This window comes from Viridibacterium curvum (genome assembly GCF_039544165.1).
GTDB classification, from domain to species: Bacteria; Pseudomonadota; Gammaproteobacteria; order Burkholderiales; family Rhodocyclaceae; genus Viridibacterium; species Viridibacterium curvum.
The window spans coordinates 21588-47198 of sequence record NZ_BAABLD010000015.1 but is presented as its reverse complement, the minus strand read 5'-3'; the positions used below and the strand labels follow the sequence as shown (position 1 = coordinate 47198).

Annotated in this window: 21 protein-coding genes; 8 read left to right on the top strand and 13 right to left on the bottom strand. The window is 64.1% G+C overall.

Features of this window, described 5'->3' with window-relative positions:
- The first annotated feature begins 99 nt into the window (after positions 1 to 99).
- The 3 genes from ABEA02_RS15545 (at position 100) to ABEA02_RS15535 (ending at position 1785) form a co-directional block, all read left to right on the top strand.
- Positions 100 to 888 carry a tRNA threonylcarbamoyladenosine dehydratase gene (locus tag ABEA02_RS15545; RefSeq protein ID WP_345534011.1) on the top strand — a complete coding sequence of 263 codons (789 nt, stop codon included), beginning with the start codon at positions 100 to 102 and terminating at the stop codon, positions 886 to 888.
- A complete protein-coding gene (locus ABEA02_RS15540) occupies positions 885 to 1265 on the top strand; it encodes a sirohydrochlorin chelatase (RefSeq protein ID WP_345534010.1) in 381 nt (126 codons plus the stop codon). The genes ABEA02_RS15545 and ABEA02_RS15540 overlap by 4 nt, the downstream gene beginning before the upstream one ends.
- Before the next feature lie 151 nt (positions 1266 to 1416).
- Positions 1417 to 1785, top strand: a complete 369-nt coding sequence (locus ABEA02_RS15535; RefSeq protein WP_345534009.1) for a SpoIIAA family protein — start codon at positions 1417 to 1419, stop codon at positions 1783 to 1785.
- Positions 1786 to 1804: 19 nt separating this feature from the next.
- On the opposite strand, the gene ABEA02_RS15530 is transcribed toward ABEA02_RS15535, so the two are convergent.
- The 6 genes from ABEA02_RS15530 to ABEA02_RS15505 all read right to left on the bottom strand — a co-directional run bounded on the left by ABEA02_RS15530 (position 1805) and on the right by ABEA02_RS15505 (position 13287).
- Positions 1805 to 3349, bottom strand: a complete 1545-nt coding sequence (locus tag ABEA02_RS15530; protein ID WP_345534008.1) for a SpoIIE family protein phosphatase — start codon at positions 3347 to 3349, stop codon at positions 1805 to 1807.
- Between the two features lie 91 nt (positions 3350 to 3440).
- Positions 3441 to 4340 (bottom strand): response regulator, encoded by a 900-nt coding sequence (locus ABEA02_RS15525; protein WP_345534007.1) that lies wholly within the window; start codon positions 4338 to 4340, stop codon positions 3441 to 3443.
- 14 nt (positions 4341 to 4354) lie between these two features.
- Complete coding sequence (locus tag ABEA02_RS15520) at positions 4355 to 7456, bottom strand: PAS domain-containing protein (RefSeq protein ID WP_345534006.1); 3102 nt, start codon at positions 7454 to 7456, stop codon at positions 4355 to 4357.
- A gap of 145 nt (positions 7457 to 7601) precedes the next feature.
- Positions 7602 to 10247: an alanine--tRNA ligase gene (gene alaS, locus ABEA02_RS15515; RefSeq protein ID WP_345534005.1), complete on the bottom strand. Its 2646-nt coding sequence runs from the start codon at positions 10245 to 10247 to the stop codon at positions 7602 to 7604.
- 128 nt (positions 10248 to 10375) lie between these two features.
- Complete coding sequence (locus ABEA02_RS15510) at positions 10376 to 10951, bottom strand: ANTAR domain-containing response regulator (protein ID WP_345534004.1); 576 nt, start codon at positions 10949 to 10951, stop codon at positions 10376 to 10378.
- Complete coding sequence (locus ABEA02_RS15505; RefSeq protein ID WP_345534003.1) at positions 10948 to 13287, bottom strand: ATP-binding protein; 2340 nt, start codon at positions 13285 to 13287, stop codon at positions 10948 to 10950. The genes ABEA02_RS15510 and ABEA02_RS15505 overlap by 4 nt, the downstream gene beginning before the upstream one ends.
- Positions 13288 to 13300: 13 nt before the next feature.
- Between ABEA02_RS15505 and ABEA02_RS15500 the strand changes: the two genes are divergently transcribed.
- The gene (locus ABEA02_RS15500) at positions 13301 to 13705 is read left to right on the top strand and encodes a hypothetical protein (protein ID WP_345534002.1); all 405 of its coding nucleotides are present in this window, start codon (positions 13301 to 13303) and stop codon (positions 13703 to 13705) included.
- Here the strand turns inward: ABEA02_RS15500 and ABEA02_RS15495 are convergent.
- Entirely contained in the window at positions 13637 to 15259 is a 1623-nt protein-coding gene (locus tag ABEA02_RS15495; protein WP_345534001.1) for a methyl-accepting chemotaxis protein, read from the bottom strand. The genes ABEA02_RS15500 and ABEA02_RS15495 overlap by 69 nt on opposite strands.
- 237 nt (positions 15260 to 15496) lie before the next feature.
- Complete coding sequence (ugpQ, locus tag ABEA02_RS15490) at positions 15497 to 16246, bottom strand: glycerophosphodiester phosphodiesterase (RefSeq protein ID WP_345534000.1); 750 nt, start codon at positions 16244 to 16246, stop codon at positions 15497 to 15499.
- 181 nt (positions 16247 to 16427) lie between these two features.
- Here ugpQ and ABEA02_RS15485 point away from each other — a divergent pair, with 181 nt between their 5' ends.
- From ABEA02_RS15485 to ABEA02_RS15470, 4 genes are all read left to right on the top strand, one after another.
- The gene (locus ABEA02_RS15485) at positions 16428 to 16904 is read left to right on the top strand and encodes a hypothetical protein (protein ID WP_345533999.1); all 477 of its coding nucleotides are present in this window, start codon (positions 16428 to 16430) and stop codon (positions 16902 to 16904) included.
- A 110-nt stretch (positions 16905 to 17014) separates the two neighbouring features.
- Positions 17015 to 18085 carry a 23S rRNA (cytidine(2498)-2'-O)-methyltransferase RlmM gene (gene rlmM / locus ABEA02_RS15480; protein ID WP_345533998.1) on the top strand — a complete coding sequence of 357 codons (1071 nt, stop codon included), beginning with the start codon at positions 17015 to 17017 and terminating at the stop codon, positions 18083 to 18085.
- Positions 18086 to 18189: 104 nt separating this feature from the next.
- On the top strand, positions 18190 to 19617 hold the full coding sequence (locus ABEA02_RS15475; protein WP_345533997.1) for a DEAD/DEAH box helicase: 1428 nt from the start codon (positions 18190 to 18192) through the stop codon (positions 19615 to 19617).
- A 218-nt stretch (positions 19618 to 19835) separates the two neighbouring features.
- Positions 19836 to 20855: a PEP-CTERM sorting domain-containing protein gene (locus tag ABEA02_RS15470; RefSeq protein WP_345533996.1), complete on the top strand. Its 1020-nt coding sequence runs from the start codon at positions 19836 to 19838 to the stop codon at positions 20853 to 20855.
- 147 nt (positions 20856 to 21002) lie between these two features.
- Here the strand turns inward: ABEA02_RS15470 and ABEA02_RS15465 are convergent, their stop codons facing one another.
- Genes ABEA02_RS15465 through ABEA02_RS15445 form a run of 5 tightly spaced genes read right to left on the bottom strand, consistent with a single transcriptional unit; the run spans position 21003 to position 25473 of the window.
- A complete protein-coding gene (locus ABEA02_RS15465) occupies positions 21003 to 21425 on the bottom strand; it encodes a DUF192 domain-containing protein (RefSeq protein WP_345533995.1) in 423 nt (140 codons plus the stop codon).
- A 13-nt stretch (positions 21426 to 21438) separates the two neighbouring features.
- A complete protein-coding gene (locus ABEA02_RS15460) occupies positions 21439 to 22401 on the bottom strand; it encodes a CapA family protein (protein ID WP_345533994.1) in 963 nt (320 codons plus the stop codon).
- Positions 22401 to 22784 carry a hypothetical protein gene (locus ABEA02_RS15455; protein ID WP_345533993.1) on the bottom strand — a complete coding sequence of 128 codons (384 nt, stop codon included), beginning with the start codon at positions 22782 to 22784 and terminating at the stop codon, positions 22401 to 22403. Before ABEA02_RS15455 ends, ABEA02_RS15460 begins: the two co-directional genes overlap by 1 nt.
- Positions 22781 to 23248 (bottom strand): cyanophycin metabolism-associated DUF1854 family protein, encoded by a 468-nt coding sequence (locus ABEA02_RS15450; RefSeq protein WP_345533992.1) that lies wholly within the window; start codon positions 23246 to 23248, stop codon positions 22781 to 22783. The genes ABEA02_RS15455 and ABEA02_RS15450 overlap by 4 nt, the downstream gene beginning before the upstream one ends.
- Positions 23248 to 25473: a cyanophycin metabolism-associated ABC transporter gene (locus ABEA02_RS15445; RefSeq protein WP_345533991.1), complete on the bottom strand. Its 2226-nt coding sequence runs from the start codon at positions 25471 to 25473 to the stop codon at positions 23248 to 23250. Before ABEA02_RS15445 ends, ABEA02_RS15450 begins: the two co-directional genes overlap by 1 nt.
- Between the last annotated feature and the right edge of the window lie 138 nt (positions 25474 to 25611).

Here is a 25611-nt window from a genome sequence, read left to right as displayed (position 1 = left end):
GGGCACCCTGTCGTCAGCAGCGAGAATGTGTGGGGTGGCAGCGCGCTCCCGGATTCCAAGCGGTTTGCCCCCCGCTCGCGTATATCAGGATTTTTTCGGATGTCTGATCCCATGACCGAGGTCGCGACGGCGGCCGATTACGAGCGTCGCTTCGGTGGCGTTGCGCGTCTGCACGGCGCTGCTGGTCTGCAGGCATTTGCCGCGGCCAGCGTTTGCGTTGTGGGTATAGGTGGTGTTGGCTCGTGGGCGGCCGAGGCGCTGGCGCGCAGTGCGGTGGGCGCTTTGACGCTGATCGACCTGGACATGATCGCGGAGTCGAATACCAACCGGCAGATTCACGCATTGGGCGACGCCTGGGGGCGTGCCAAGGTCGATGCAATGGCCGAGCGCATCATCGCCATCAATCCGGCTTGTCGAGTGCGCGTCGTCGAGGACTTCGTCACCGAAGAGAATCTTGCAAGCTTGCTTGCCGGACATGATGCAGTCCTCGATGCTATCGACAACGTGCGCGTGAAGACGGCGATGGTGGTTCATTGCAGTCGTGTCGGACAGCTGCTGGTCGTATGTGGTGGAGCCGGTGGCAAGCAGGACCCTTCGCGCATCCGCGTCGACGATCTGTCGCGAACGGAACAGGATCCCCTGCTCGCCAAGGTGCGTGCGCGGTTGCGCAAGGAGCATGGTTTCACGCGAGACCCGCGTCGCAAATTTGGTGTTGAGGCCATCTATTCGAGCGAGCCTGTGCAGATGCCTGCGATGTGCGATCCTGTTGGACCGCAAGGTTTATCCTGCGCAGGCTATGGTTCCGATGTCTGCGTCACGGCCAGTGTGGGCTTGCTGGCGAGTGCGCGGGTTCTCGCGGGGCTCAAACGCATCAAGGAGGAGTCATGAGCAACTACGCGACGAGTGCAATCGTTCTTTTCGGTCACGGTGCTCGGGATCCTGAGTGGGCCGGCCCGATACGGCGGCTGGCCGATGCCATCCGCGCGCAATCGCCAGCACAAGCCGTATCGCTGGCCTTTCTCGAATTCATGTCGCCCACGTTGCCGGAGGCGGTGGAGCAGCTCATCGCAGGTGGCGCGAAGCAGGTGACCGTGGTGCCTGTCTTCCTCGCACAGGGCGGGCACGTGCGCCGTGATGTGCCCGAGATGCTGGAGCGCCTGCGTGCAGCGCATCCCGCTGTGAGCTTGCGTCTCGCGGCCGCGTTGGGCGAGAGCGATGCGGTGATTGCCGCGATGGCGCAGGTTGCGCTGGACGGATCGCGCTGATAGCTGGCGGGGCGCCTGATTCTGGATGGTCTATAGTGAATTCACGAAAGGCCTCGTGTGCGATGCCTCCTCCGGGGTGATCGCCACGTGCGTCGAGCCAACCTGTATCGCGGAGCTGCCTCGCGGGCATCTCCGCCGAGGAGGACCCGTGATGATCACCACCGAAGTGTTTGCAGACCGGCTTGAGTTGCATGCCTTTGGCCGGCTGAGCCTGGCAGAGTGCAAGGAGTTCGAAGAGCTCTCCAACTACCGCCTGCATTTCAATGGGCCGCTGGATCTCCTGCTGGATCTACGCGAGCTGGAGTCCTGCTCCCTCGACGCCCTGGTCGAGCAGATCCGCTATGGCCGCATGCATTCGCGTGATTTCAGTCGCATCGCCGTGGTGTCCGGGAGCGGCCTGGTGGCTTGGGCTGCCTTGCTGTCACAGGTTTTCGTCGAGGCGGAAATCCAGGTCTTCGATGAGATCGAGATGGCGCAGGAGTGGTTGGGCGAGCCCGGCAAGCTGGAGCTCAGCCACTAGCTTTCCGGGGGGGGCGGACCTAGTCCAGTTGCAGCAGCAGGGCTGATGCGTCGTCGTGCGGGTTGTGTCCGGCCATGTGATGGGCGAGCGCTGCATTGAGCGCACTTAACGCGCCGGCCGAGCCGCCATTGCGGCGCATCACTTCGATGGCGCCTTCTTCGCCGAACTCGTTACCGCCTTCCAGTGCGGCTTCGAAAACGCCATCCGAACACAGCAGGACGCAGCCACCCGGTTCATCCCAGCTGAGATAGGCGGGCTCGCAATCACTTTCGTCCAGATCGGTGATGCCCAGTGCCAGATGGGCTGAAGGCAGGCGCCCTTGCAACTGGCCGTCTGGTCCGAAGTGCAGCACGCTCGGGACGCCGCCAATCCAGTAGCTGGCACGACGCTGGGTTTCGTCGATGCAGATGATCGCCGCTGCCACGAAGCGCCCCGGCGGCAACAGGGCACGCAGTCCCTTGTTGGTCTCTGCAACGATCTGGCTTACCGATGCATTGGCACGCACCGATTGATGGAACTGGCTGACGACGGACAGGCCGCTCATCGCTGCTGCCAGGCCATGGCCTGTCGCATCGGCCAGCAGGCCGTAGAGCAGGCCTGAAGGTGAGCGCCCCGCCAGTACGATGTCACCGGAGAAGCGTTCAGTCGGCAGCACCATCAGCTGTGCGCCGCGCTTGTCGGTGTGCTGCTGGTGGATGTGCCGATCGAGGATGTCCTTGGCGAGCTCGGCTTCGGCCTCAACCTCTTCGTGGTACTGGCGCAGGCGGGCTGCGTCATCGGCAATCTGTTGTTCCGCGCGCTTGCGTTCGCTGATGTCACGTACCACGCCGATGAACAGCTTGCGATCAGACGGCAGGGCGCTGATCGTCAGCTCCATCGGAAAGTTGCGTCCGCCCAGCGTGCAGGCCGAGATCTCGGCGACTCGACCGATCAGCTGACCCGTACCGTGTTCGAGGTTGCGCGCCAGCTCCAGCGCAAATGCCGGGCGTTCACGCTCGGTCACCAGTGTGGCCAGGTGACGGCCCACCAGTGCATCGTCATGAACGCCGAAAATTTGCGCGGCTGCGCGGTTAAGTGTGATCACCGCACCCGTGCCGTCGAAGGTGATGATGCCGTCGATGACAGCGTCCGAAATCGCGCTCTCGCGACGGTGGGCCTCATCCTGCGCACGCTGGAAGCTCAGCGCGCGCGACATGTTGCGCATTTTGGCGGCGAACACCTGGTATGACAATGGCTTGACGAGGTAGTCGTCGGCGCCGCCCTCCAGCGCACGAATGATGTCGGCATCCGTGTCCATTGCCGACACCACGAAGATCGGAACCCAGCGACGGCTGTCCAGGTTGCGGATATGGCGTATCGCATCAAAGCCATCCATCACCGGCATCATGAGGTCCATCAGCACGATGTCTGGTCGGTTCGACTGGAACATCTGCACGGCTTCCTCGCCATTCTCTGCCGTGATGGCTTCGAAGCCCAGGCGGCCAAGATAGGCGCGCAGCAGGGTGCGATTGGCCTGCACGTCATCAGCAACGAGCACTCTCAGTGGTTTTTGTGAAACGCTCATATTTGTCGTTTTTGGTGGAGACTCCACGCGAGTCTTTCAGCGGTGCGCGGGGATACTGCGCGGATAGTACTAAAGTCGTATCTCTCGCGCGTTAGTCACGCGTGCTGGCCGACATGCGGAGCTCCACCGTATTGCCGCAACCTTTGTACTCCACGGAGAGGAATGCCAGTTTGCGCGCCATGACGATGCCACGGCCATTGGGGGCGAATGCCCGCTCTGGCGCCAGCTCGATGAAGGACTGCCAGTCGAAACCGGGGCCTTCGTCCCGGACCACGATGCACCAGTGATCCGCCTCACGGCTGATGCTGATGCGCACACGTTTCTCGCTGTTTTCGGGCAGACCCAGGCGGCGCTCGACTTCGGCAGCCCAGCCGTCCTCCATCTTGAGGCGCGATTTTTCAGCGAAATCGATGCCCAGGTTGCCGTGTTCGACGCCATTGACGAGGATTTCCGCCAGGCCCATCAGCGCGGAGTCGGGCTCGGCAGCCAGTTGTGAGATCAGACCGGCCAGCGCTTCGGCCTCGTGCAGGGTGCGGAAGCTGAATTCAGCTGTATCGATGCGCTGCAGGGCCAGCACGTTGCTGGTGACGCGCTGGCGCAGGTCGCTCCAGCGGGACACGTCATCGAGCGCGGCAAGGATGATGGACAGCAGCGTCGCGCGCTCGAAGGGCTTGATGAGGTAGTAGTAGGCGCCGGCATTCAGGCCTTCAGCGACCTGCTCGGGCGCAGCCGCGGCAGTCTGCATGATGACCGGCAGGTGTTCGAGGCGCGGGTCTGCCTTGATCTTGCGCAGCAGGTCGATGCCACTCATGCCGGGCATCATGCGGTCGAGTAGTACGGCGCTGAAGGACTCCGGGCTTGCGTCGAGAATCTTCCAGGCCTCGTCTCCGCTCTCCGCCAGCGTCAGGTCGAACGGTTCGCCGTCCAGGTACTCCTGGATGATTTCAAGGTTCAGGGGTTCGTCGTCGACGACGAGGAGTGACGCGCTCATTTACAGCTCCAGTATCAATGCGTAACGGGGTCCGGAATGGTGTCGCCGACACAGGCCGGCAGGCTTGCAGTAATAGACACTTCGTTGTTTTGGGGGGCAGCGCCGCGCGACACCGAGATCTTGCCATGTTGCGCGCGCAGGAATGGCTCGGCTTCCTGCCAGATGCTCGTCGGTGTTGCAGCGTCGGCCAGGACGCAGTGCATGCAAAGCTCGACCTCGGCGGATTGGTGGCCGCCTGTTGTGCGCAGCTGGAAGCGGAGGCTGCTGCCTTCTGTGGCCGTGCTGGCGGCCTGCTGGATCAGCAGGCGCAGTGCGCGGCATAGCAGGGCCTTGTCGGCCAGCACAGGAGGCGTTTCGTCAGCCTCTTCGATGACGAGCTGCATCTGCCTGGATTGCAACCACACCTGGAACTCACCCGCCACATCGTGCAGCAGGTGCGTGAGCGAGGCGGGGCGCAGTGCCAGCGGCCCTTCGAGTTTGTTGGCCATGGCGGAGCGCGACAGGGCGGCGATCTGATCGACCAAGGCCGCACAGCGGTTGTGGATGTGCTGCAGGGTCTCGGGATGCAGCGAGGCATCGAGTTCTCGTGAGGCCTGCAGGATGTCGTTGAGCGGGCCCCGCAAGGCCGCTGAGGCGTGGCCGAGGAAGCTGGCCCGTGTTTCGCGCGCCTGTTCCACGATCTCGTTGGCGCGCACGATCTCCATGGTTTGCGAGCGCACCAGCTGGGCGAGCTGGTCGCGATGCTGGCGCAGACCTTCTTCGACCTCGCGCAGGTGGGTGATGTCGGTATTCACGCCTACCAGCACGCGCTGACCATCGGCGTCGATGCACAGTGCCTTGCAGAGGATCACGTAGCGCGTGTCGCCATTCCGGTGCGGTAGCACATATTCCTTGTTCAGCAGGGTCGTGCCGCCGTCAGCGAACAGCGCGTCTTCCGCCGCCTCGATGGCGGCTGCCACCTCGGCATCGACAAAGTCAGACGAGCGCTTGCCGATGACCTCATCGACACTGGCGGCGCCGACCGTCTCGGCATGTGCGCGATTGCTGATGAGGTAACGGTGCTGCCGGTCCTTGACGAACAAGGGGTGCGGTACGGCGTTAAGCACCGATTGCAGGAAGCTGTGCAGATGCGCCTGCTTCCCGGATTGCCGGCGCAGACTCTCTTCCGTCTCGCGCATGCGGGTGATGTCGGTGCTGGTACAGAGCAGGACGTGATTGCCCTCCCCATCGTCGACGTGCACTTTGCGAAGGATCACGTATTGCATATCGCCGTGCCGATTGAACGACATTTCCTGCTCGACAATGGTGCCGGCCGGCGCAGCCAGCAGGGCATCTTCAGCCATCTCGATGTCGGCAGCCGCTTCAGGGGTGAAGTCGCTCGAACGCTTGCCGATGATGTCCTGCGTCGTCGTGCCATTGTCGAGCGCGTGCGCCTGGTTCGTCAGCGTGTAGCGGTGCTGCGCATCCTTGACGAAGGTGGGGTTGGGCAGGTTGTCGATGAGGCGCTGGAAGAAGCGACGCTCAGCGCGGATCTGCTGTGCCGCCATCGTCGGTTCGGTGATGTCTTCGAAACTCGCCACGACATTGGGCTCGCCCTCCAGGCCGTCGCATAGCGCACGGCTTATGCGCAGGTAGCGCATCTCGCCATCCAGCATCGGCAGCCAGGCTTCCAGGCTTTGCGGCTCGCCAGTCGTGATCGCTTGCAGACCCAGCTCTTCAATGTGCTGCCTCAGCCTGTCGTACTCGGGCTGATGGGCAATCTCCTGGAGAGGCAACAGCATTCGCGTGGCGTAGCGCTCATTCATCATCAGCAGGGTCTGATCGGCTCCGTGCAGGGCAATTGGCACTGGCAGTGCGTCGATGACTCGCATCAGCATCGCGCGGTAGCGCTCGTGTATGCCGGCCTGCTGCATTTCTTCGCTGATATCGGCAAGGCTGCCCGTGAGCAGGCGCACACCCTGGTCTTCGAGGGCCCGCACGCGCAACCGCAGCCAGCGTGCATTGAGGCTGTCGCCAAGGTGCAGACGCAGCTCCTGTGTCTCGCCTGTGACGCCCGTGGTGCGCAAGCGCGCAATCAGCTCGCGACGCCAGTGGCGTGGCAGGTAGAGCAGCGCCGCCCTCGGGGTCAGTGCAATCTCTGCAGGGATGTCGAGCAGCTTGCGGGCCTGTGGTGACAGGTAGATTGTGCCGCGCACAGGGTCGAGCTCCCAGACGCCATCCCGGCTCAACTCCAGGGCGCGACGCAGGCGCCGTTCGGAGGCTTCACGTGCGCTGCCTGCCACGTCGACCGCAGCTTCGGCCTGCAGGCGCTGCATACCTGATCTTTGCAACACGAAGGCCATGGCGAAACCCAGTGCCACGACCAGCAGGCATTGCAGCAGCAGGGCGTCATGTTCTCTGTCCGGCGTGGCTGAAATGCCTTGCAGGCGTAGGGCCGGGGCAATGTCACGGAAGTCGTGTGACCAGACGCGCACGTTGTCATTGGATGGCGTACTGGCGTTGGTGAGCAGGCCGGCCTTGAACCAGCCCTGGAAGTTACCGGTGCGGAGCCGGACCCAGTCCTCGGCGCGCAGGGCCAGGCCCGCAGCATTGCCGGATCGAGTCACGACGGCGATGACAAGGTACTGGCCTTCATGGCCGACGCTGCCCTCGGTGACGTAGCCCGGCAACCCGGCCTGGCCGGCGATGTGGGCGGCCTCGGTGAAGCCGGAACTCAGCTCCTCGGTGCTCGCCGTAGCGATTGCCGGGGCGGGGAGGATGATGGGCGCACCACTTGTGCCCCTGCGCACGAAGATGGCAGCAACGGGCCAGCGCAACAGCGCCGGCTGCAACAGCTCGGCTTGCGCAGCAGGTTGCGGCGCATCGGCAAGGCTGCGCAGCAGCAGCTCGATGGTCTGCAGGTCGGCCTGCATGGTTGCGGCAGCCGTCCGGGCGTACTCCCGAACCTGCGTCTGCTGCATGCGTGTCTCGTGGCCGGTCTGCGAGAACCACAGGAAACCAGCCAATGCGAAAGCCAGAACCAGCACGAACGCGGCCAGCACGTGGTGTGCGACCGGGCGGGTCAGCCGGGACTGGAGGTCGTCGGCAAGCTGCGGTGGAGTCTGGGCGGTCGTCACGAAGGTCGCGGGCCGGAACGGGGCGTCAGCCCTGTTTATCGGCCATTCCCGGGGGGCTCTTGAGCCCTCCGGCGCGTCAGTTCTGACGGCCCGAAAAGACGAAGGCCCCTTGCGGGGCCTTCATGCGGGCTGGGTGAGGCCGGGCTCAGAGCTTGCCCGCCACCCAGTCCTTCACCGCTGCCAGCGCAGCCGGGAGGGCTGCCGGGTTGGTGCCGCCAGCCTGTGCCATGTCGGGACGACCACCACCCTTGCCGCCGACCTGCTGGGCGACGAAGTTCACCAGCTCACCTGCCTTGACCTTGCCGGTCAGGTCGGCGGTGACGCCCGCGATCAGCGAGACCTTGCCGTCGGCCACTGCAGCCAGCACCACGGCGGCGCTGCCCAGCTTGTCGCGCAGCTTGTCGACCGCTTCACGCAGGGCCGGCACGTCGGCGCCTTCCAGCGTGGCCGCCAGCACCTTGATGCCGCCCACTTCGACGGCCTGACCCACCAGCGCGTCGCCCTGGTTGCTGGCGAGCTTGCCCTTGAGTGCGGCGAGCTCCTTCTCCAGTGCGCGCACGCCGTCGAGCACCTGGGCGAGCTTACTGCCGACCTCGGCGGCTGGCACCTTGAGGGCGCCGCTGACCTGTTCGAGCTGGCTGTCGCGTTCGAGCACGAGGTTCAGCGCGACTTCACCTGCCACCGCTTCGACACGGCGCACGCCGGCCGCGACGCCGCCTTCAGCAACGATCTTGAAGAGGCCGATGTCGCCCGTGCGCGCTACGTGTGTGCCGCCACAGAGTTCGCGGGAAGAACCAATGTCGAGCACGCGCACACTGTCGCCATACTTCTCGCCGAACAGCATCATGGCGCCGGTCTTCTGTGCGTCTTCGATACCCATCACACGCGCCTGCGTGGCGGCATTGGCGAGGATCTCGCGATTGACGATCTGCTCAACCTTGCGGATCTGTTCATCCGTCATCGGTGCGTTGTGGGCAAAGTCGAAGCGTGTCTTCTCGGCGTCGACCAGCGAGCCTTTCTGCTGTACGTGCTCACCCAGCACTTCGCGCAAGGCCTTGTGCATGATGTGGGTGACCGAGTGGTGACGCTGCGTGGCAGTGCGGCGGTTGCCGTCGACGCGGGCGTTGAGCGTGTCGCCCAGCTTGATCTCGCCTTCGACCACACGGCCGTGGTGGCCAAACACATCGGCCTGGATCTTCTGCGTGTCTTCGACGACGAAGCGCGCCGTGCCGTTCTGCATCGCGCCGGCATCGCCGACCTGGCCGCCGGACTCGGCGTAGAAAGGCGTGTTGTCGAGCACGATGACGGCATCGTCACCCGAGCGTGCGACATCAACGCGCGAACCATCGACATAGATGCCGGTGACCTTGGCGCCTTCGATGAAGAGCTTGTCGTAGCCGTGGAAGGTGGTTGGCGTGCCGCTGTATTCGAGGCCTTGCGCGAGCTTGAACTTGCCCTTTTCGCGAGCACGCTCTCGTTGTTCTTTCATGGCGGCGTTGAAGCCGGCTTCGTCCACGGTAAGGCCGCGCTCGCGCAGCACGTCGGCCGTCAGGTCGAGCGGGAAGCCGTAGGTATCGTGCAGCTTGAAGGCAATGTCGCCGCCCAGCGGCGTACCGGCAGGCAGCGAGGCCAGCGCGGTGTCGAGGATCTCCATGCCGTTGGCAATGGTCTGGAAGAAGCGCTCTTCCTCGATCTTCAGCACTTCGGTGACGCGCGCCTGTTGCTGCTTGAGCTCGGGGTAGGCACTGCCCATCTCGGTAGCGAGCGCATCAACGAGCTTGTGGAAGAAGGGGGCGCGGGCACCCAGCTTGTAGCCGTGGCGGATGGCGCGGCGGGCGATACGGCGCAGCACGTAGCCGCGGCCTTCGTTGCTGGGGATGACGCCGTCGGCGACCGTGAAGGCACAGGCGCGGATGTGGTCTGCGATGACCTTGAGCGAGGGTGATGCGGGATCAATCTCGAGTGCACCAGCCTGCTTCAGCACGGTCTGGGCCGAAGCCATCAGCGTGATGAAGAGGTCGATGTCGTAGTTGGTCTGCACGTTCTGCAGCACGCGGGTGAGGCGTTCCAGACCCATGCCGGTGTCGACGCTGGGCTTGGGCAGCAGGTCCATGACGTAGTTGCCGTTCTCGTCGACACGACGGTTGAACTGCATGAACACGTTGTTCCACACCTCGGTGTAGCGGTCGCCGTCTTCGTCAGGGCTGCCCGGAGGGCCGCCGGCGACACTGGGGCCGAAGTCGTAGAAGATTTCGCTGCAGGGGCCGCACGGACCCGTATCGCCCATCATCCAGAAGTTGTCGGAGGCATAGCGCGCGCCCTTGTTGTCGCCGATGCGGATGACGCGCTCCGGCGGCAGGCCGATCTGCTGCGTCCAGATGTTGTAGGCCTCGTCGTCCTCGGCGTAGACCGTGGCGAGCAGTTTTTCCTTGGGCAGCTTGAAGACTTCGGTCAGCAGCTCCCAGGCGTACTTGATGGCGTCTTCCTTGAAGTAGTCGCCGAAGCTGAAGTTGCCCAGCATCTCGAAGAAGGTGTGGTGGCGCGCGGTGTAGCCGACGTTCTCGAGGTCGTTGTGCTTGCCGCCGGCGCGGATGCATTTCTGCGCCGTCGCAGCACGCGTGTAGGGGCGCTTGTCGAAGCCGAGGAAGACGTCCTTGAACTGGTTCATCCCCGCGTTGGTGAACAGCAGGGTGGGGTCGTCACCGGGCACCACGGGGCTGGAGGCGACGATCTGGTGGCCTTTGGACTCAAAGAATTTGAGGAAGGCGGAACGGATTTCTGCGGCTTTCATGGGCGTTGTGACGGGCCGGGACGTGGCCAGCAAGTGACTGAAAGACCGCGATTTTACCTGATGAGGTGGGCGCGGCGGGCGGGATCAGCCGCCACGGCCCGACCCCCAGTCTCTGCCTGCGCGGCGCGTCAGGGGGTACGCCGCTCGACGATGGCCTGTGCCAGTGTGGCTATCGGCGTGCGACTGGCGCGGGCCTTGGCACGCAGGCGTTCGAAGGCGGCGGCCTCATCGATCTGCAGGGCATGCATGAGGATGCCGATGGCCACGCTGACGCCCCGGTCGGTCTGGAGTGCCAGTTCAAGCTGCGTGCGACGGGATTGCAATTGCCGCTGTTCGGCATGGCGTGCCATGACGGTGCGTATTTGCGGCATCAGGTGATCGGCATCGAGCGGTTTGACGATGTATGCAAAGGCGCCTGCCGAAATGGCTTGCTCGACGCTGGCCGCCTGGTCGTCGCCAGTGATGACGATGCACGGTACGGCAGTATTGTTCTGGATCCAGTCTGCAGCAGCCAGTCCGGACATGCCGGGCAGCCCGATGTCGAGCAGTGCGAGATCGGGTTGCTGTGTGGCGGAGTCCAGGCGGGCTATAAGGCTCTCGGCGTTGCTGAACGTCAAGGTCGTGTAGCCCGCCGATTCCAGCGTGGTGCTCAGCACGTCCTGCTGGATCGGGTCGTCCTCTGCAATGGCGATGCAGCCGCTCATGTGTTGGATGCTCCGCAAGGAACGGTTTCGAGCTGCTGCACAGCGGCTGTGAGCTGGCGCAGTGCGTCGCTCAGCGTGGTGGTGAGCGATTCGATGTCCGTGCTCTTCAAGCTGTGGCTTCGCTGTCGCAGCGATTGGGCATGGGCTGCCAGCTGTGCCATGCCCAGTGTGGCGGCATTGCCTCTGAGGTTGTGCAGGGCGTTCTCAATCAACGCGATCTGGTTGCTCTCGCGCCAGGCTGCGAGCTGGCTCGTGAGCGAGGCGTATTCGTTACTGAATCGCTTTGCCGTGCGCAGGAACAGCGCCGCATTGTTTCCCAGGCGTCGCAAGGTATCGGGCAGGTCAAGGTCCGTAGCGCGCGCGGCTTCTGCCGGGGGCCGTGCAAGTGCCAGGCTGCCGGACGCTTGCAGCGCTGCGATGGTCTGGCAAAGCTGATCCATGTCCAGCGGCTTGCCCAGATGCCCATTCATGCCTGCGCTCAGGCACTTTTCCCTGCTCTCTGGCAGGACGTCTGCTGTCATGGCCACGATGGGGATCGTGGCCAGCCGGCCGATGCTGCGGATGCGCCGCGTGGCCTCCAGCCCATCCAGAATGGGCATGTGCAAGTCCATGAGGACCAGGTCAAAGGTGTTCTCGGGGTCTTCCAGCAAACTTATCGCATGCAGCCCGTTCTCGGCCAGACGCACTGCGGCGCCCTCCTGCTGGAGCAGGGCAGTGAGCACGGAGCCGCCGAGATCGTTGTCTTCAACCAGCAGGGTGCGTATGCCTCCAAGGCGCCTGCGGGGTGCCGCCGCGCCATCGGACTGTGGGTCGCTCTGTGTAGCAATCGGCAGTCGCAACGTGAAGTCGAAGCGACTGCCCTGACCTTCCTGGCTGTCGAGTTCGATTTTTCCGCCCATCTGGCTGACGATGCGCTGGCAGATCGAGAGACCCAGCCCTGTTCCACCAAAGCGCCGTCTGATCGAAGGGTCTGCTTGAGTGAACGCTTCGAAAATCTGTTGTTGTTGCGCAGTCGGAATGCCGATTCCCGTGTCGGTAACGGAGAACTCGAGGTCAACATGATCGCCATTGCGCCGCTTTAGCCTGAGCGCCAGTTCGATGTGGCCGGTCGGTGTGAACTTCACGGCGTTGTCGAGCAGATTCATCAGCACCTGGCGCAGCCGGAAGGCATCACCAAGCAGAAGAGGGGGAATGGCGTTGTCGAGCTTTACCGCCAGGCTCGGCCCATTCTCGGCAGACATGCGGGCAAGCTGGACATCACGCAAGTCGTTGCACAGGGCATGCGGGCTGAATGGGGTGTTTTCAAGTTGCAGCTGGCCTGCCTCGGCGCGTGAGTAGTCGAGAATGTCGTCGACCACGGTGCGCAGGTTCTGGGTGGCTGTCCGCAACTGGGTGACGAGCTGTTGCCGGCGAGTTTCGGGTGGATTGGCGTTCAGCAGGTCAAGGATGCCCATGGTGGCGGACAGTGGTGTGCGGATTTCGTGACTCATGTTCGCGAGGAAGCGGCTTTTGGTCTCGAAGGCCAGTTCTGCACGTTGGCGGGCGCTATCCAGATCTCTCACCAGATCACGGCCCCCCTCAATTGATGCGGCAAGCAGCAGTGCCGGCACCAGCGAGAGCAGCAGGCCCAGGTAGAAATGGACGTGGGTCCAGCTGGCATCCATGCCGAGTGGCGAGAGCCACCCCTGGGCGATCAGTGTCCCTATGCACAGGGAGGCAAGAAATGTTGCGAGCGCCGTGATGAGGAAGCCGCTGCGCACAGCCAGAAAGGCCAGCGGGATGGCAATCGATATGAATGGGTAGGGCAATGCCGATGAGCCGACGAGTGCGATGCCGGCGGCACCCAGCATCATGGCGAATGCGGTGGGGTCCGTCACCGTTGTGATCACGGCGCTGCTGCCTTGTCGCAGGATGAAGAAGCCGAGCGGCAGGATGGATACCGTGCCGATCAGCGCGCCTTCGAACCATTTGGGCCATGCATGCTGGAACGTGGCGTAGCCGTGCCAGGCCAGCGTCGCGGCGCCGAGGGTAGCCCCTACGAGGGTGGGGATGAGGCCGCCGATGCAGAAGAGGCGCAGCAGTGCGGCTGGGTTCTTGTAGGCCTCACAGCAACCGCCAAGACGATTCAGCAGCGTTGCCGCGAGCAGGATTTCGATGCCGTTGCCAGGCAGGAAGCTGAGCGACACCAGCAAAGAGTCTCCCACCGCCAGGTTGGCAGCCAGATTGCCGCCCAGTGCGACACCCAGCACGGCTGGCCAGATGCGGGTGGGGTGCGCAAGCATGAACATGGTGCCGGCGGCGTTGGCGTACCACAGTGTGGCAACCGTGCCGGGCATGCGAGAGAGCGTGATGCCTATCAGTGAAAGCGCAAAGCTGCACAGAAAGATCGTTGCCAGACTTCGTATTGGCAAGGCGGATGCCAGGGGGGCGTGCGGGCGTGGCGAGGAGGTCATCTTTGATTGCGCGCCAGATTCAGATCTGTTTTTTGTCGGCACAACGGGGGGCAATGACTTCAAGACTTTTTGTGCGGGACTCCATGCTGCACGCACCGTTCATTGGGGGACGCGTGCAACTAATGGCTCTGCGGCTCAGTCAGGCAGCGCTCAGATCGTATCGCAAGACAGAATCCTCCTGAAGCCGGGAGCTGAAGGCAATCAAGACGGCAATTTTCATGGCATGACGCGCTCAGCGCAGGCGGAACTTCCGCACCATGCCTTGCAGCAACTCCGCCTGTCGTTCGAGGTCCTGCGCTGAGCTGGCCACGTTGGCTTGCGCGGCGGTGTTCTCTTCCATTGTGCTGGCTACGCTCTCGACGTGTCGGGCGACGTTCTCAGACACTTTGCGCTGGTCCGCCAGAGCATGCGAGATGCTGCTGATGGTGTCGCTGCTGTTGCGGATGGTTTCACGCAGATCGTCCATGGCTTCACCGGCACGCGAGGCCAGTTGCGTGCCACTTTCAATCTGTGCGCACATCACTCTGGTGCGTTCGCTGACGGCGTCCGTGCCGCGCTGGATGGCGGCTACGAGGGTGACAATTTCGCCCGTGGAGTTGGAGGTTCTCTCGGCGAGCTTGCGCACTTCGTCGGCGACAACCGCGAAGCCGCGTCCTTGCTCGCCAGCGCGCGCGGCCTCGATGGCGGCATTCAGCGCCAGCATGTTGGTTTGTTCGGCGATGCCTTGTATGACCGTGACGATTGTGCTGATGCTGCGCGAGTCGGCGGAGAGGCGGCTGACTTCTTCTGCATTGATGCTGGCGATGTCGGCAATCGCAGACATGCTGTGCACGGAAGCTTTCACGTTCTCCTGGCCTTCTTCTGAGACCTGGCTGGCCTGTTGGGCAATCTGCTGCGCTATCGCCGCCTTGCTTGCGATTTCAGCAATGCTCACAGTCAGTTGCTGAACTGCTTCGGACATGCGCGCGGAAGCCTCACCCTGTTGCCGCGAGGCCGCCATCACTTGTACGTAGTTGCTGGCCAACTGACCCGAGTGGGCGCCCAGGCTGTTCGAAATGTCCGCGATGCCGCCGACCATGGCGCGCAGCTTGTTCTGCATCATCCGCATGCTGGCCAGTACGCCCGTGGTGGCGGCCGTTTCGCCAGTGGAGCCCAGCTCGCCAGCGGCAACGGACTCGGCAATGACCTTGACTTCTGCCGGCTCGCCGCCCAGTGCGAGGGTGATCTGTCGCGTGATGCTGAAGGTCAGCCAGATACCGATGCCGAGCGCAGCGGCCAGAATAGTCAGCGAGGTGGGGAGGTTGTTGCGGTACTCGCGATCGCCGGCTTCGTGGGCATCCTTGGCCTCGGCAAGCTGGATGTCGACCAGGGCTGAAAATTTCTCCGAGAGCGGGTCGATGAGTGCGTAGAGCTCTTTGACGGTGAAGTCCGCAATTCGGCTCTCATCGCTGCGCTGCAGGGCCTCTTTGAGGCTGGCAATGCCTGGAGTGGCTTTTGCCATCAGTGGCTCGATTTCGCGCACCAGGGCCAGCTCTTCGTCAATCGGGTTGCTGGCCTTGAAGCGCTGCCACTGCTCGGCGATCTTTGTCTCGGCTTCAGCGATGTTCTGGAGTGCGGACTGATGCGAGATGTTGTGATTACGCGCCTTGTGGGCGGTATCGACGATGTTCACCGCATACATGTCGGCGATGACCTTGAGCTCGGTCAGATGCACGGCACCGGCTTCATAGGAATGCTCCAGTGCCTGAACGGCCATCCGCATGCCACTGAGGCCAGACAGGGCAACGATCAGGGTTGCTGCGAGCAGGAATCCGCTCAGGCCAAGTAGCTTTGAGCGCGTGCGCCAGGACTGCATGTCGTCTCTCCTTTTCCACGTGGTGGCGGGTGCAGACGCGCATGACGGTTGCTGGATCGTGAAGGGCCCACCGCTGAAGCGAGGCGATGATCGAGTCCGTCAGGGCTGTCTGATCACTCCCCTGCGGGGGCTGGGCAGGAGGGAGGCGGCGGTTCTGCCGCCCATGAGGGTTATCGGAGTAGCGACAGTGAACTTTAGTCGTAGTCAGACGGGGTGCAGGGCGCGCGCAGGCGTGGATCAGGCGCGGATCAGGTCCGGCCGGTCGGTGATGATGGTATCGACGCCCCAGTTGCGCAGCAGCCGCGCGTGCTGGGGGTCGTTTTCGGTATAGACGGCCAGTCGCAAGCCGGCGGCCTTGATGCCGGCGGCCTGCGTTTCGGTGAGGTGCAGGCTGTTGGTGTGGATGGCGATGACACCAAGATCCTGTGCGATGCCTTGCCAGTCGGCCGGGACGCGGTCGGTCAGCCAACCGCGCGGCAGGCCGGGTGCTGCGTCAGCGGCAGCGCGCAGGGCGTCGACGGAAAACGAAGACAACAGGGGCGGTACGACGGCGCCTTCCCAGCCCTGGCGGGCGAGGCGGGCGACGACTTCGCCGGTTCGCCGTTCGTGGCCGCCACAGGGCTTGATTTCGACGTTGGCAGCTAGGTCCAGCGCGCGGCAACGCTCAATGGCCTGCACGAAGCGTGGGATGGGCTCGCCCGCGAACGAGACGTGGTGGCGGATGCCGGCGTCCAGCGTCCACAGCCAGGCGTCGCCGTGGTCCAGCACGCGGCCCTCGCCATTGGTGGTGCGCGGCAGGGTCTCGTCGTGCATGAGGATGGGCGTGCCGTCGCGCGTGAGCATGACGTCGAACTCGACCCCGCCGCAGCCCAGATTGCGGCAGACGCGCAGGCCAGCGAGGGTGTTCTCGGGGGCCAGAGCGCCGCCACAGCGGTGCGCCATGACAGCGGGCCAGGGCCAGTCGGGCAGGGGGGCGGGACGGGGCATGATGGTCGGTTGCGGTCTGCAGACGAAGCGAATCTAGCAGCGTCGGCATGCTGCCGAACGCCTGACCTGCCCGGCGGCAGGGGGTGCGGAACGGCGGCAGGGCGGGCCGTGACTCAAGTTTGGCCGGGCGGGGGACGTTAAGGCTACAGGAGCCATCTCTGTCACCGCTTTCCCTCACATCATGCGCCAAGCCACGTTGCGTCTCGTTTGCCTCAGCCTCCTGCTGCCATTGCTGGCCGCCTGTGAGCGGCTGGGCATACCTGATCCGGCCAAGGAGGCGGCCGAGCGCGAGGCGGAGGGGCGCGCCATCGGCAGCGCCTGCCGGCAATCGGGGCGAGCGCTGGAGGACTGCTATACGCTCAACCAGAAGGCCTCCAAGGCGGCAGTTTTCAACGGTTGGCGCGAGATGAACGACTACATGATGCAGAACAAGATCGAGGTCGTGAAACCGGAATTCCCCGTGCCGGGCCTGCTGGTCTCCAAGCGCAACAAGGAGACGGAGCAAGGGGATGAGCACGCCGATGGCGCCTCGGAACCGGCAGCCGAAGCCAGCGGCAGTGCGTCAGAGCGTCGTCGCGCGCGTTTGGCCGAGCGACGCAAGCGCGAGGCTGCGGACGATGCGGCCAAGCCGGCCGACAAGGAGAAGAGTGGGCACTGAGGGGCGGGTGCTCAGGGGGCGGACACAGGAAGGTGACCGCTGACCGTCAGCCCGGAGGCTGCATTGCTTCGCAGCTATACTCGGCGCCTTCCAGAAACCGGGCGCCATTCATGAATCTGCAGGCCAAAGGCCTCCTTTTGCATTGCCGTGGCGGCTTCGAAGGCGAGGTCGCCAGCGAGGCGGCACAGGCTGTTGCCGAGGCGGGTAATAGCGGGTTTGCGCGTGCTAAAGCGGACACGGCTTTTCTGCGCTTCGAGCTGTATGCGCCGCAGGACTGGCGCGAGCTGCTGGCTGCGCGGCCTTTTCCTGACTGGGTGTTTGCGCGCGAGCGCTACGCCTGGATAGACCGCATCGAGAACCTGCCGCAGCAGGACCGTGCCGGCGTCATTGCTACGCAGCTCGCCGCCATGGGGCTGGCGGCAGGGCGCGTCAGTTGCGAGTTTGCCGACACCAACGAGGCCAAGGAGATGTCGGGCTTCCTGCGGCGCTTCACACCGCACCTCGAAAAAGCGCTGCAGAAGGTCGGCGTGCTGCGCGCGCAGGCCACGCTCCCGACCTTGCACCTGTTTTTCGAGAGCTCTGAAGCTTGCGACATCGGCCTCTCTGCGGCCGGCGACTCGTCGCCCTGGCCCATGGGCGTGCCCCGCCTGCGCATGCCACGCGGCGCGCCGAGCCGCTCCACACTCAAGCTGGCCGAAGCTTTCTATGCCCTGATGAGCGAGGCTGAGCGCGAAAAAGGCCTGCGCGCCGGCCTGCGTGCGGTCGATCTGGGAGCCTGCCCCGGCGGCTGGACGCTGCAGTTCGCCCAGCGCGGCATCCACGTGCAGTCGGTCGACAACGGGCCGATGGCCGAGGCGGTGCTGGAAACCGGCATGGTCGAGCATGTGCGCGCTGACGGTTTCACCTGGCGGCCGAAGAAGCCCGTGGACTGGATGGTCTGCGACATGGTCGAGCAGCCCGCCCGCGTGGCGCGCCTGATGGCCGACTGGGTGGCCAGCCGCAGCTGCCGGCGCACGATCTTCAACCTCAAACTGCCCATGAAGAAGCGTTTCGACGAGATCAATCGTTGCCGCGAAATCATCGACAAGGCGCTCACCGAGCAAGGTCTGAGCTACACCTTGCGCATGAAGCACCTCTACCACGACCGCGAAGAGATCACGGCCTATCTGGCGCTTGGCTGAGTCCGGGCGGCTGTGCGTGAAGCAATTTCACGGCCGCAAGCCGCTGCGGGTATACTCGCGCGCTACATATTCAAGATATTTGCCGGATTTTGGCCGGATTTGCGATGAGTTTTGCTGAACTGGGCTTGTGCCCCGAAGTGCTGCGTGCGGTGGAAGACGCCGGCTACACCGAGCCGACGCCAATCCAGCGTCAGGCCATCCCCGTCGTGCTCGCCGGCGGCGACGTCATGGGGGGCGCGCAGACCGGCACAGGCAAGACCGCCAGCTTCACCTTGCCCCTGCTGCATCGCCTTGCCCGCCACGCCAGCACCAGCACCTCGCCGGCGCGCCACCCGGTGCGCGCCCTGATCATTGCGCCGACGCGCGAACTGGCCATGCAGGTGCATGAGTCGGTGCAGACCTACAGCAAGCACCTGCCGCTGCGCAGCGTCTGCATCTATGGCGGCGTCGATATCAAACCCCAGCTCGCCGAACTGCGCCGTGGCGTCGAGATCGTCGTTTGCACGCCGGGCCGACTGCTCGATCACGTCGAGCAGAAATCCATCCTGTTCCACCAGGTCGAGTTCCTCGTCCTCGACGAAGCCGACCGCATGCTGGACATGGGCTTCATCCCCGACATCCGCCGCATCCTCGGCATGCTGCCCAAGACGCGTCAGAGCCTGCTGTTCTCGGCCACCTTCTCGGACGAAATCAAGAAGCTCGCCGACAGCATGCTCAAGCAGCCGCAGCTCATCGAAGTCGCGCGCCGCAACGCGGTGAACGAGACCATCACGCACGAAGTGCACCCCGTGCCGACGGCCATCAAGCGTGAGCTGCTGGCGCACCTGCTGCTCGATGCAGACCTGCACCAGGTGCTGGTCTTCACCAGTACCAAGTTCGGTTGCAGCCGCCTTGCGACGCACCTCGTGCGCGAAGGCATCAGTGCCGACGCCATCCACGGCGACAAGAACCAGCAGCAGCGCACCGAAGCGCTGGAGAAGTTCAAGAACGGCGAGATCCGCGTGCTCGTCGCGACCGATGTTGCCGCGCGCGGCCTCGACATCGACGACCTGCCTTGTGTGGTGAATTTCGAACTGCCGCCCAACCCCGAAGACTACGTGCACCGCATCGGCCGCACGGGTCGTGCGGGCAAGCTGGGCAAGGCCATTTCGCTGGTCGCTGGCGAAGAGCAACAACGCCTCGCCGCCATCGAGAAGATGATCAAGATCAAGATCACGCAGACCGTGGTGCCCGGCTTCACCGAAGATGTGTCGCCTGAAGAGCTGCGTCGCCAGTCACGTCGCGGTCGTGGTGATCGCGAAGAGCGTGGCGAGCGTCCGCCGCGCACCGAGCGCGCCGAGCGCAGCGAACGCCCGCGCCTGCCACCGCGCAACGCCATGCCGACCGTGGCGCCCGATGGTTTCGATTTCTCGCGCCCTTACGACGCCAAGACCGACGACGGTGCTGTGACCGCTGTCACGACCAGCAAGAAACCCGCGCCGGGCAAACCGCGCAAGACTGTCGCTTTCCTGCTGGGTGGCAAGGGCAAGTAAGCCGCCGGACTACCGGAACAAAAGGCCGCGCAAGCGGCCTTTTTCATTACAAGGCGATGGTGTCGTCCAGAGCTTTGGTGTGGTGCAGCAACCAGTACCGCAATGATGTGAGATTTCTCACAGAGAATTCCCCTCCGCCGACCATTGGGCAATCGGTTTGTCATGCATCTCGAAGACAATCTATTGGCCTTCAAATCAGATGTTTCCGGGAGTAGTTGATGATCAAGAAAATCGCGCTGGCATGTGCAGTGAGCTTTGCAGCAGCCGCCCACGCGGCGCCTGTGACTTTCAATTTCATTTATCAGGATGCCGCTGGCGTCGGGTTCAACGATGCGACGCTCGGCGCGCAGCGCAAGGCGGCTCTGCAGCTGGCGGGCCAGACTTGGGGCGACATGCTCGTCGCGAGCTATGCTGGTGAGACGATCAATATCGCGGTGAGCTTCAATACTGCGAGCACGAGCTCGAGTCCCGTGGCGGGGGCGAGTACTGTCGGCTCTGTGTATGCAAATGCCGGTCTGGACAACAAAGGCAACATCAACACCGTCTATACAGCACCGTTGGCTGAGCATCTGGCCGGGCGCAACCTGAATGGCAGCAGTGCAGATTACACGCTGACTTTCAGCCCGAATGTCCCAACCTATCTGGGGCTGGATGGCCAGCCCGGCGCTGGGCAGTTTGATTTTGAAACCTATGCACAGCGTGGTATTGCGCAAGTGTTGGGATACGCCGGCAACTCGCGGATCTACCGCGGGGCGACCACGCATGCCGATGGCGCCGTGAAAGGTGGGTTTTACCGGGCCTACGACCCGGCGACCAATTCCTATCCCCGCTATGCGGGCATTTACGACACCTTCGTCGTGGACGGCAACGGTACGTCCCTGTTGGCCATGACGGATGCCCAGCGCGCGACCGCGCTGACATCAGGCAGCCTCTACTGGACCGGGGCAAACGCCGTTGCGGCCAATGGTGGGGCGCTTGTCAAGCTCTCCGTCCTTGCTCCGAACGCCGATGGTTCCATCGCTTCCAACACGCTGACGACGCTGGATGGTTCATTGAACTCTCTGATGAGCTTTCCGGCCTATGCCGGCGTGAGCCGACCGATTGATGGCCTGACGGTCGGTATGCTGAAGGATATGGGCTGGAATATCGCTGCGGTGCCTGAGCCGTCAACCTACGCGATGCTTTTTGCAGGTCTGGGCATCATTGGTCTGACGGCACGTCGTCGCCTGCAAAGCTGAAACAGCCGAACTTGGCCGAAGGCTGACAGAGTGCACAGGCGCTCTGTCAGCCTTTCTGTTTTGGGTTTGGCCGGAAGGTCGGAGCTGGTCCGCTGTCGCTGTCGCTGTACTTTGGGGGCGCGCTCCGGGGAGGCGCTTGCCATGACCTCAGCGCGGCAGGCCGCTGACCTTGCTGCCGGCCTTCAGGCCTTTGTCCTTGAACCAGCCCTTGTTCATTTCCAGCGCGTATTGAGCGGGCTTGAGCGCGCAGTGCGAGGTCTCGGTCTGCGGCTTCATGTCTTCGATGTTGATGATGCGCCCGTCGCTGTCGATGAAGGCAATCGATAACGGCAGGTCGGTGTTCTTCATCCAGAAGCAGTGCTGGCTCGCAATGGGGAAGACGAAGAGCATGCCGGCGTTGGGCGCCATGCTTTTGCGGAACATGAGGCCTTGCTGACGCTCGGCGTCGGTGTCGGCGACTTCGGCGTCGATGCGGTACATGCCAATCTGTAACGCCGTGCGCGTGAAGCTGACTTCGGCTTGCGCGCTCAGTGCGGCGAGACTCAGGAGCAGGCTGGCGAGAATGCGCATGGGATGTCCTTGATCAGGGCGTGCATTGCTGCACTTCGATTTGGCCGCGTCGGCCGCAGGGGCTGGGGGAGTCGCGCAGCTCGGGTACGCCGTCTGCGTCCATGAACACGGTTTGCGTGCGCCAGCTCGTGACGCCGTGTGCGTCGAGTTCAAGCCGCAGCAGCCAGCCGGTGCGCAGCGCGTCGCTCTGGAAGCTGTCGAAGACGAGGTTGCCAAGGCTGTAGATGATGGGCTTGCCGCGATGGATCTCGGCGCCCTGGGTGATGTGGGGATGGGTGCCGACCACGGCGTCTGCGCCGGCGTCGATCATCAGGCGGGCGAGGCGGCGCTGGCGCTCGGTCGGGTCGGGTTCGCGTTCCCAGCCCCAGTGCATGAAGGGGATGACGAGGTCGGCGCCGGCCTTGCGCGCCGCGCGGATGTCGGCCACGACGTGGCTGTCTTCGCTCCAGGCGACGCCGGGCCAGCTGGGGCCGGCTTCGAAGCTGCGGGGCTTGAACTCGTTGTAGCCGAGCACGGCGATGCGCAGGCCATTGCGTTCAATCCACAGCGGTGCATGGGCTTCCTCGAGATTGCGGCCGCCGCCGAAGCGCGCGATGCCGTACGCGTCGAGGTGTTGCAGCGTCTCGAGGAAGGCCGCCTTGCCATAGTCACCCGCGTGGTTGTTGGCGACCGACACGGCGTCGAAGCGGCCGCGCACGAGTTTGAGCGTCTCGGGCCGGGCGCGGAAGGTAAAGATTTTGCTCGCCAGGGGTTTGCCGACGGTCGCCACGGGCACTTCGAGATTGGCGATGCGGTAGTCCGCCCCGGCGAGCCAGGGTGCGATGTGGCGCAGTGGGTCGCCGCCGTTGGCGATGACGCGTCCGGGGCCGTCGTCGAGCATGATGTCGCCGCCGAAGGCCAGACTCAGTGTGCGCGGCCCGGCAGCGTGCGCGGTGGTGATGCCAAGGCTGAGCAATAGCACAAGGAGACGCAGCATCAGCGGGCCTCGCACCAGTATTCGAGTTCGCCGTCGCGCATCGGCTCATAGACGCGCTGCAGGCCGGTGAAGCCGTATTGGCGACGGTTTGCGGCGGGCCAGGGGTGGCTGGCCTGGTGGATGATGACGGGCGAGTCTTCCTGGTCGGCGTAGGTGTAGATCTTGGCTGCGGCGAGCTCGCGCGGCGCGGTCTGCAGGACAATGCGGAACAGGAAATAGGAGCCGATCTCGACGACCGGCACCTTGTAGGGCGAGGCAACGGGCTGGGCTTCGATGCGCTGCGCGGCGCCACCGTAGGTCACGTGGCAGACGACCTTGCTGGCGGCTTGCGCATTGCCATGCAGGCTTGCTGCCAGCGCGATGAGGAGAAGGCTGCGAATCACAGGAAGCGATCCAGGATGCGACGGCTGTGCCGGTCCATCTGCAGCCGATGGCGGATCAGGAACTGCACGCCGTGGCTGTCGGCGATCAGCAGGGTGTCGCCGCCCACGCGGCGGATGTCTTCTTCGCCCTTCAACGTGAAGCTGAACTCGCCGCGATCGGTGTCAACCGTCCACTGGCTGGGTGTGGCGAAGGTACTGACGCTGCGGATGTGGCGGATCTCGGGCATGAACTCGCGGCTGGCGAGTTCTTCTTCGATCAACGCGCGGCTCGCAGCATCGAGCTGGTCGAGACGATCCAGCCACGCGACTTCGTGACCATCGTGGCCGGTCAGCGAGAAGCCTTCATCTGGCGCAGCAATCGGGAAAGCGCGCACGGGCGTGACGGACTCATGCACGCTGCCATCGGCGAGCGTGGCGACGAGATGGCCGAAGGGGTTGCGGCTGAGCGTGACGGTGGTCGTCATCATTGGCCTCCTGCAAGAGCGTGTTCGGCGGCTTGCGCCTCGTGACGCGCCTGTGCCTGGTAGAGGCGCCAGTAGTGCCCGCGGCGCTCCATCAGCGCGTCGTGCGGGCCGATCTCGACGATCTGGCCGCGGTCCATGACGACCAGGCGGTCCGCCTTCTGCAGCGTGGACAGACGGTGAGCAATGGCGATGGTGGTGCGACCCTTGACGAGGTTGTCGAGTGCGCGCTGGATTTCCTTTTCGGTCTCGGTGTCGACGGCGGAGGTGGCTTCGTCGAGGATGAGGATGCGCGGGTTGATGAGCAGCGCACGCGCAATCGAGATGCGCTGCCGTTCGCCACCGGAGAGGCCCTGACCGCGCTCGCCGACCAGCGAGTCGTAGCCTTGCGGCAGACGCAAAATGAATTCATGGGCGTGGGCCGCGCGCGCGGCAGCGATGATCTCCTGCCGCGTGGCGTGGGGCTTGCCGTAGGCGATGTTCTCGGCGATGGTGCCGAAGAACAGGAAGGGTTCCTGCAGCACCAGACCGATGTGCTGGCGGAATTCGGCAATCGGCAGCGAGCGGATGTCGACACCATCGACGCGCAGGCTGCCTTCGCTGACGTCGTAGAAACGGCAGATCAGGTTCACCAGCGTGCTCTTGCCCGAGCCGCTGTGGCCGACGAGGCCGATCATTTCGCCGGGCTGGATGTCGAGACTCACGCCCCGCAGCACCGAGCGGTTGCCATAGCGGAAGCCGATGTCATGTGCGCTGATCTGTCCGCTGATCTGCGCCAGATGCACGGGCCTGGTGGGTTCCGGCACGCTGGAGACGTGGTCGAGAATGTCGAAGATGCGCTTGGCGCCGGCGGCGGCTTTCTGCGTGACCGAGACAATGCGACTCATCGAGTCGAGACGGCCGTAGAAGCGGCCGATGTAGGCGAGAAAGGCGCTCAGCGTGCCGACCGTGATGTCGTGATGCGACACCTGCCAGATGCCGAAGGCCCACACCACCAGCAGGCCCAGTTCGGTAAGCAGCGAGACGGTGGGCGAGAACAGCGACCAGGTCTTGTTGAGACGGTCGTTGATGGCGAGGTTGTGGGCGTTGGCGTCTCGGAAGCGCTTGGTCTCGCGTGCCTCTTGCGCGAAAGCCTTGACGACGCGAATGCCGGGAATGGTGTCGGCGAGCACGTTGGTGACTTCGCCCCACACGCGGTCAATCTTCTCGAAGCCGGTGCGCAGGCGGTCGCGCACGAGGTGGATCATCCAGGCAATGAAGGGCAGGGGCAGCAGGGTCACCAGCGCCAGCCAGGGGTTGATGCTGAACAGGATGGTCGCCGTCATGACGATCATCAGCACATCGGTGATGAAGTCCAGCGCATGCAGCGACAGGAACACGCTGATGCGGTCGGACTCGGTGCCGACGCGCGAGATGAGGTCACCTGTGCGTTTGCCGCCGAAGTATTCGAGCGACAGCTGCATGAGGTGTTCGTAGGTCGTGGTGCGCAGGTCGGCGCTGATGCGTTCCGACACCAGCGCGAGGATGTAGGTCTTGGCCCAGCCCAGGGCCCAGGCCAGCAGCGCGGCACCCGCGAGGCCGGCGAGATAGAGCGTAACAAGGCCGCGATCGATGCTCTGGCCGTTCTGGAAGGGGATGAGGATGTCATCCATCAGCGGCATGGTGAGGTAGGGCGGCACCAGGGTGGCTGCCGTGCTCGCCAGCATCAGCAGGAAGCCCGCCAGCAGCTGGCCGTTGTAGGGCTTGGCGAAGCGCCACAGGCGCAGCAGGGTCCAGGTGGAAGGGGGCGTGTGCAGGGCCTTGCTGCACACCGGGCACTCGTCATCTTCGGGCGTCAGGGGGGCCTTGCACGAGGGGCAGCGCTCGGTGTCATCGGGCGGTGGGGCGGGCCTGTGGTTGAGCGTGTCGACAAGCGCTTCGAACTCGTCGCAGAGCCGCTGCGCGGCGATGTTCTGGGCCAGCGTGAAGCGCCAGACGGCGAGGCGTCGGTGGCTGTCGAGCAGCTCCAGTGTGGCTACGCCGGCATGGTCGCCCAGTTGCAGGCGCTGGTCGGCGGTGATGGGCCATTCCTGCCAGGCGTCTGCGCTGTTGAAGCGCACGCGCAGGGCTTGCGCAGTGAGTTGCAGCTCGCCGTTTGCGAAGCGCAGTTGCGGGTCGAGGTCGAGCGTCAGTTCGGCAAGGCAGCCGTCCGCGCGGGCAGAAACATCGGTGGTCTGGATGGCGCTCATGTGATTCGGGGTCCCCGGCCGGCGTTCTGTCCGCCGGACTTCTGCGGGGGGCTGGCAAGCTGGCAATCCCCGCGGTGTCGCACAAAAGGTCGCACAGTTTGCCACCGTCCTCCCCCGGAATGGGGGCTCTGGCGGATA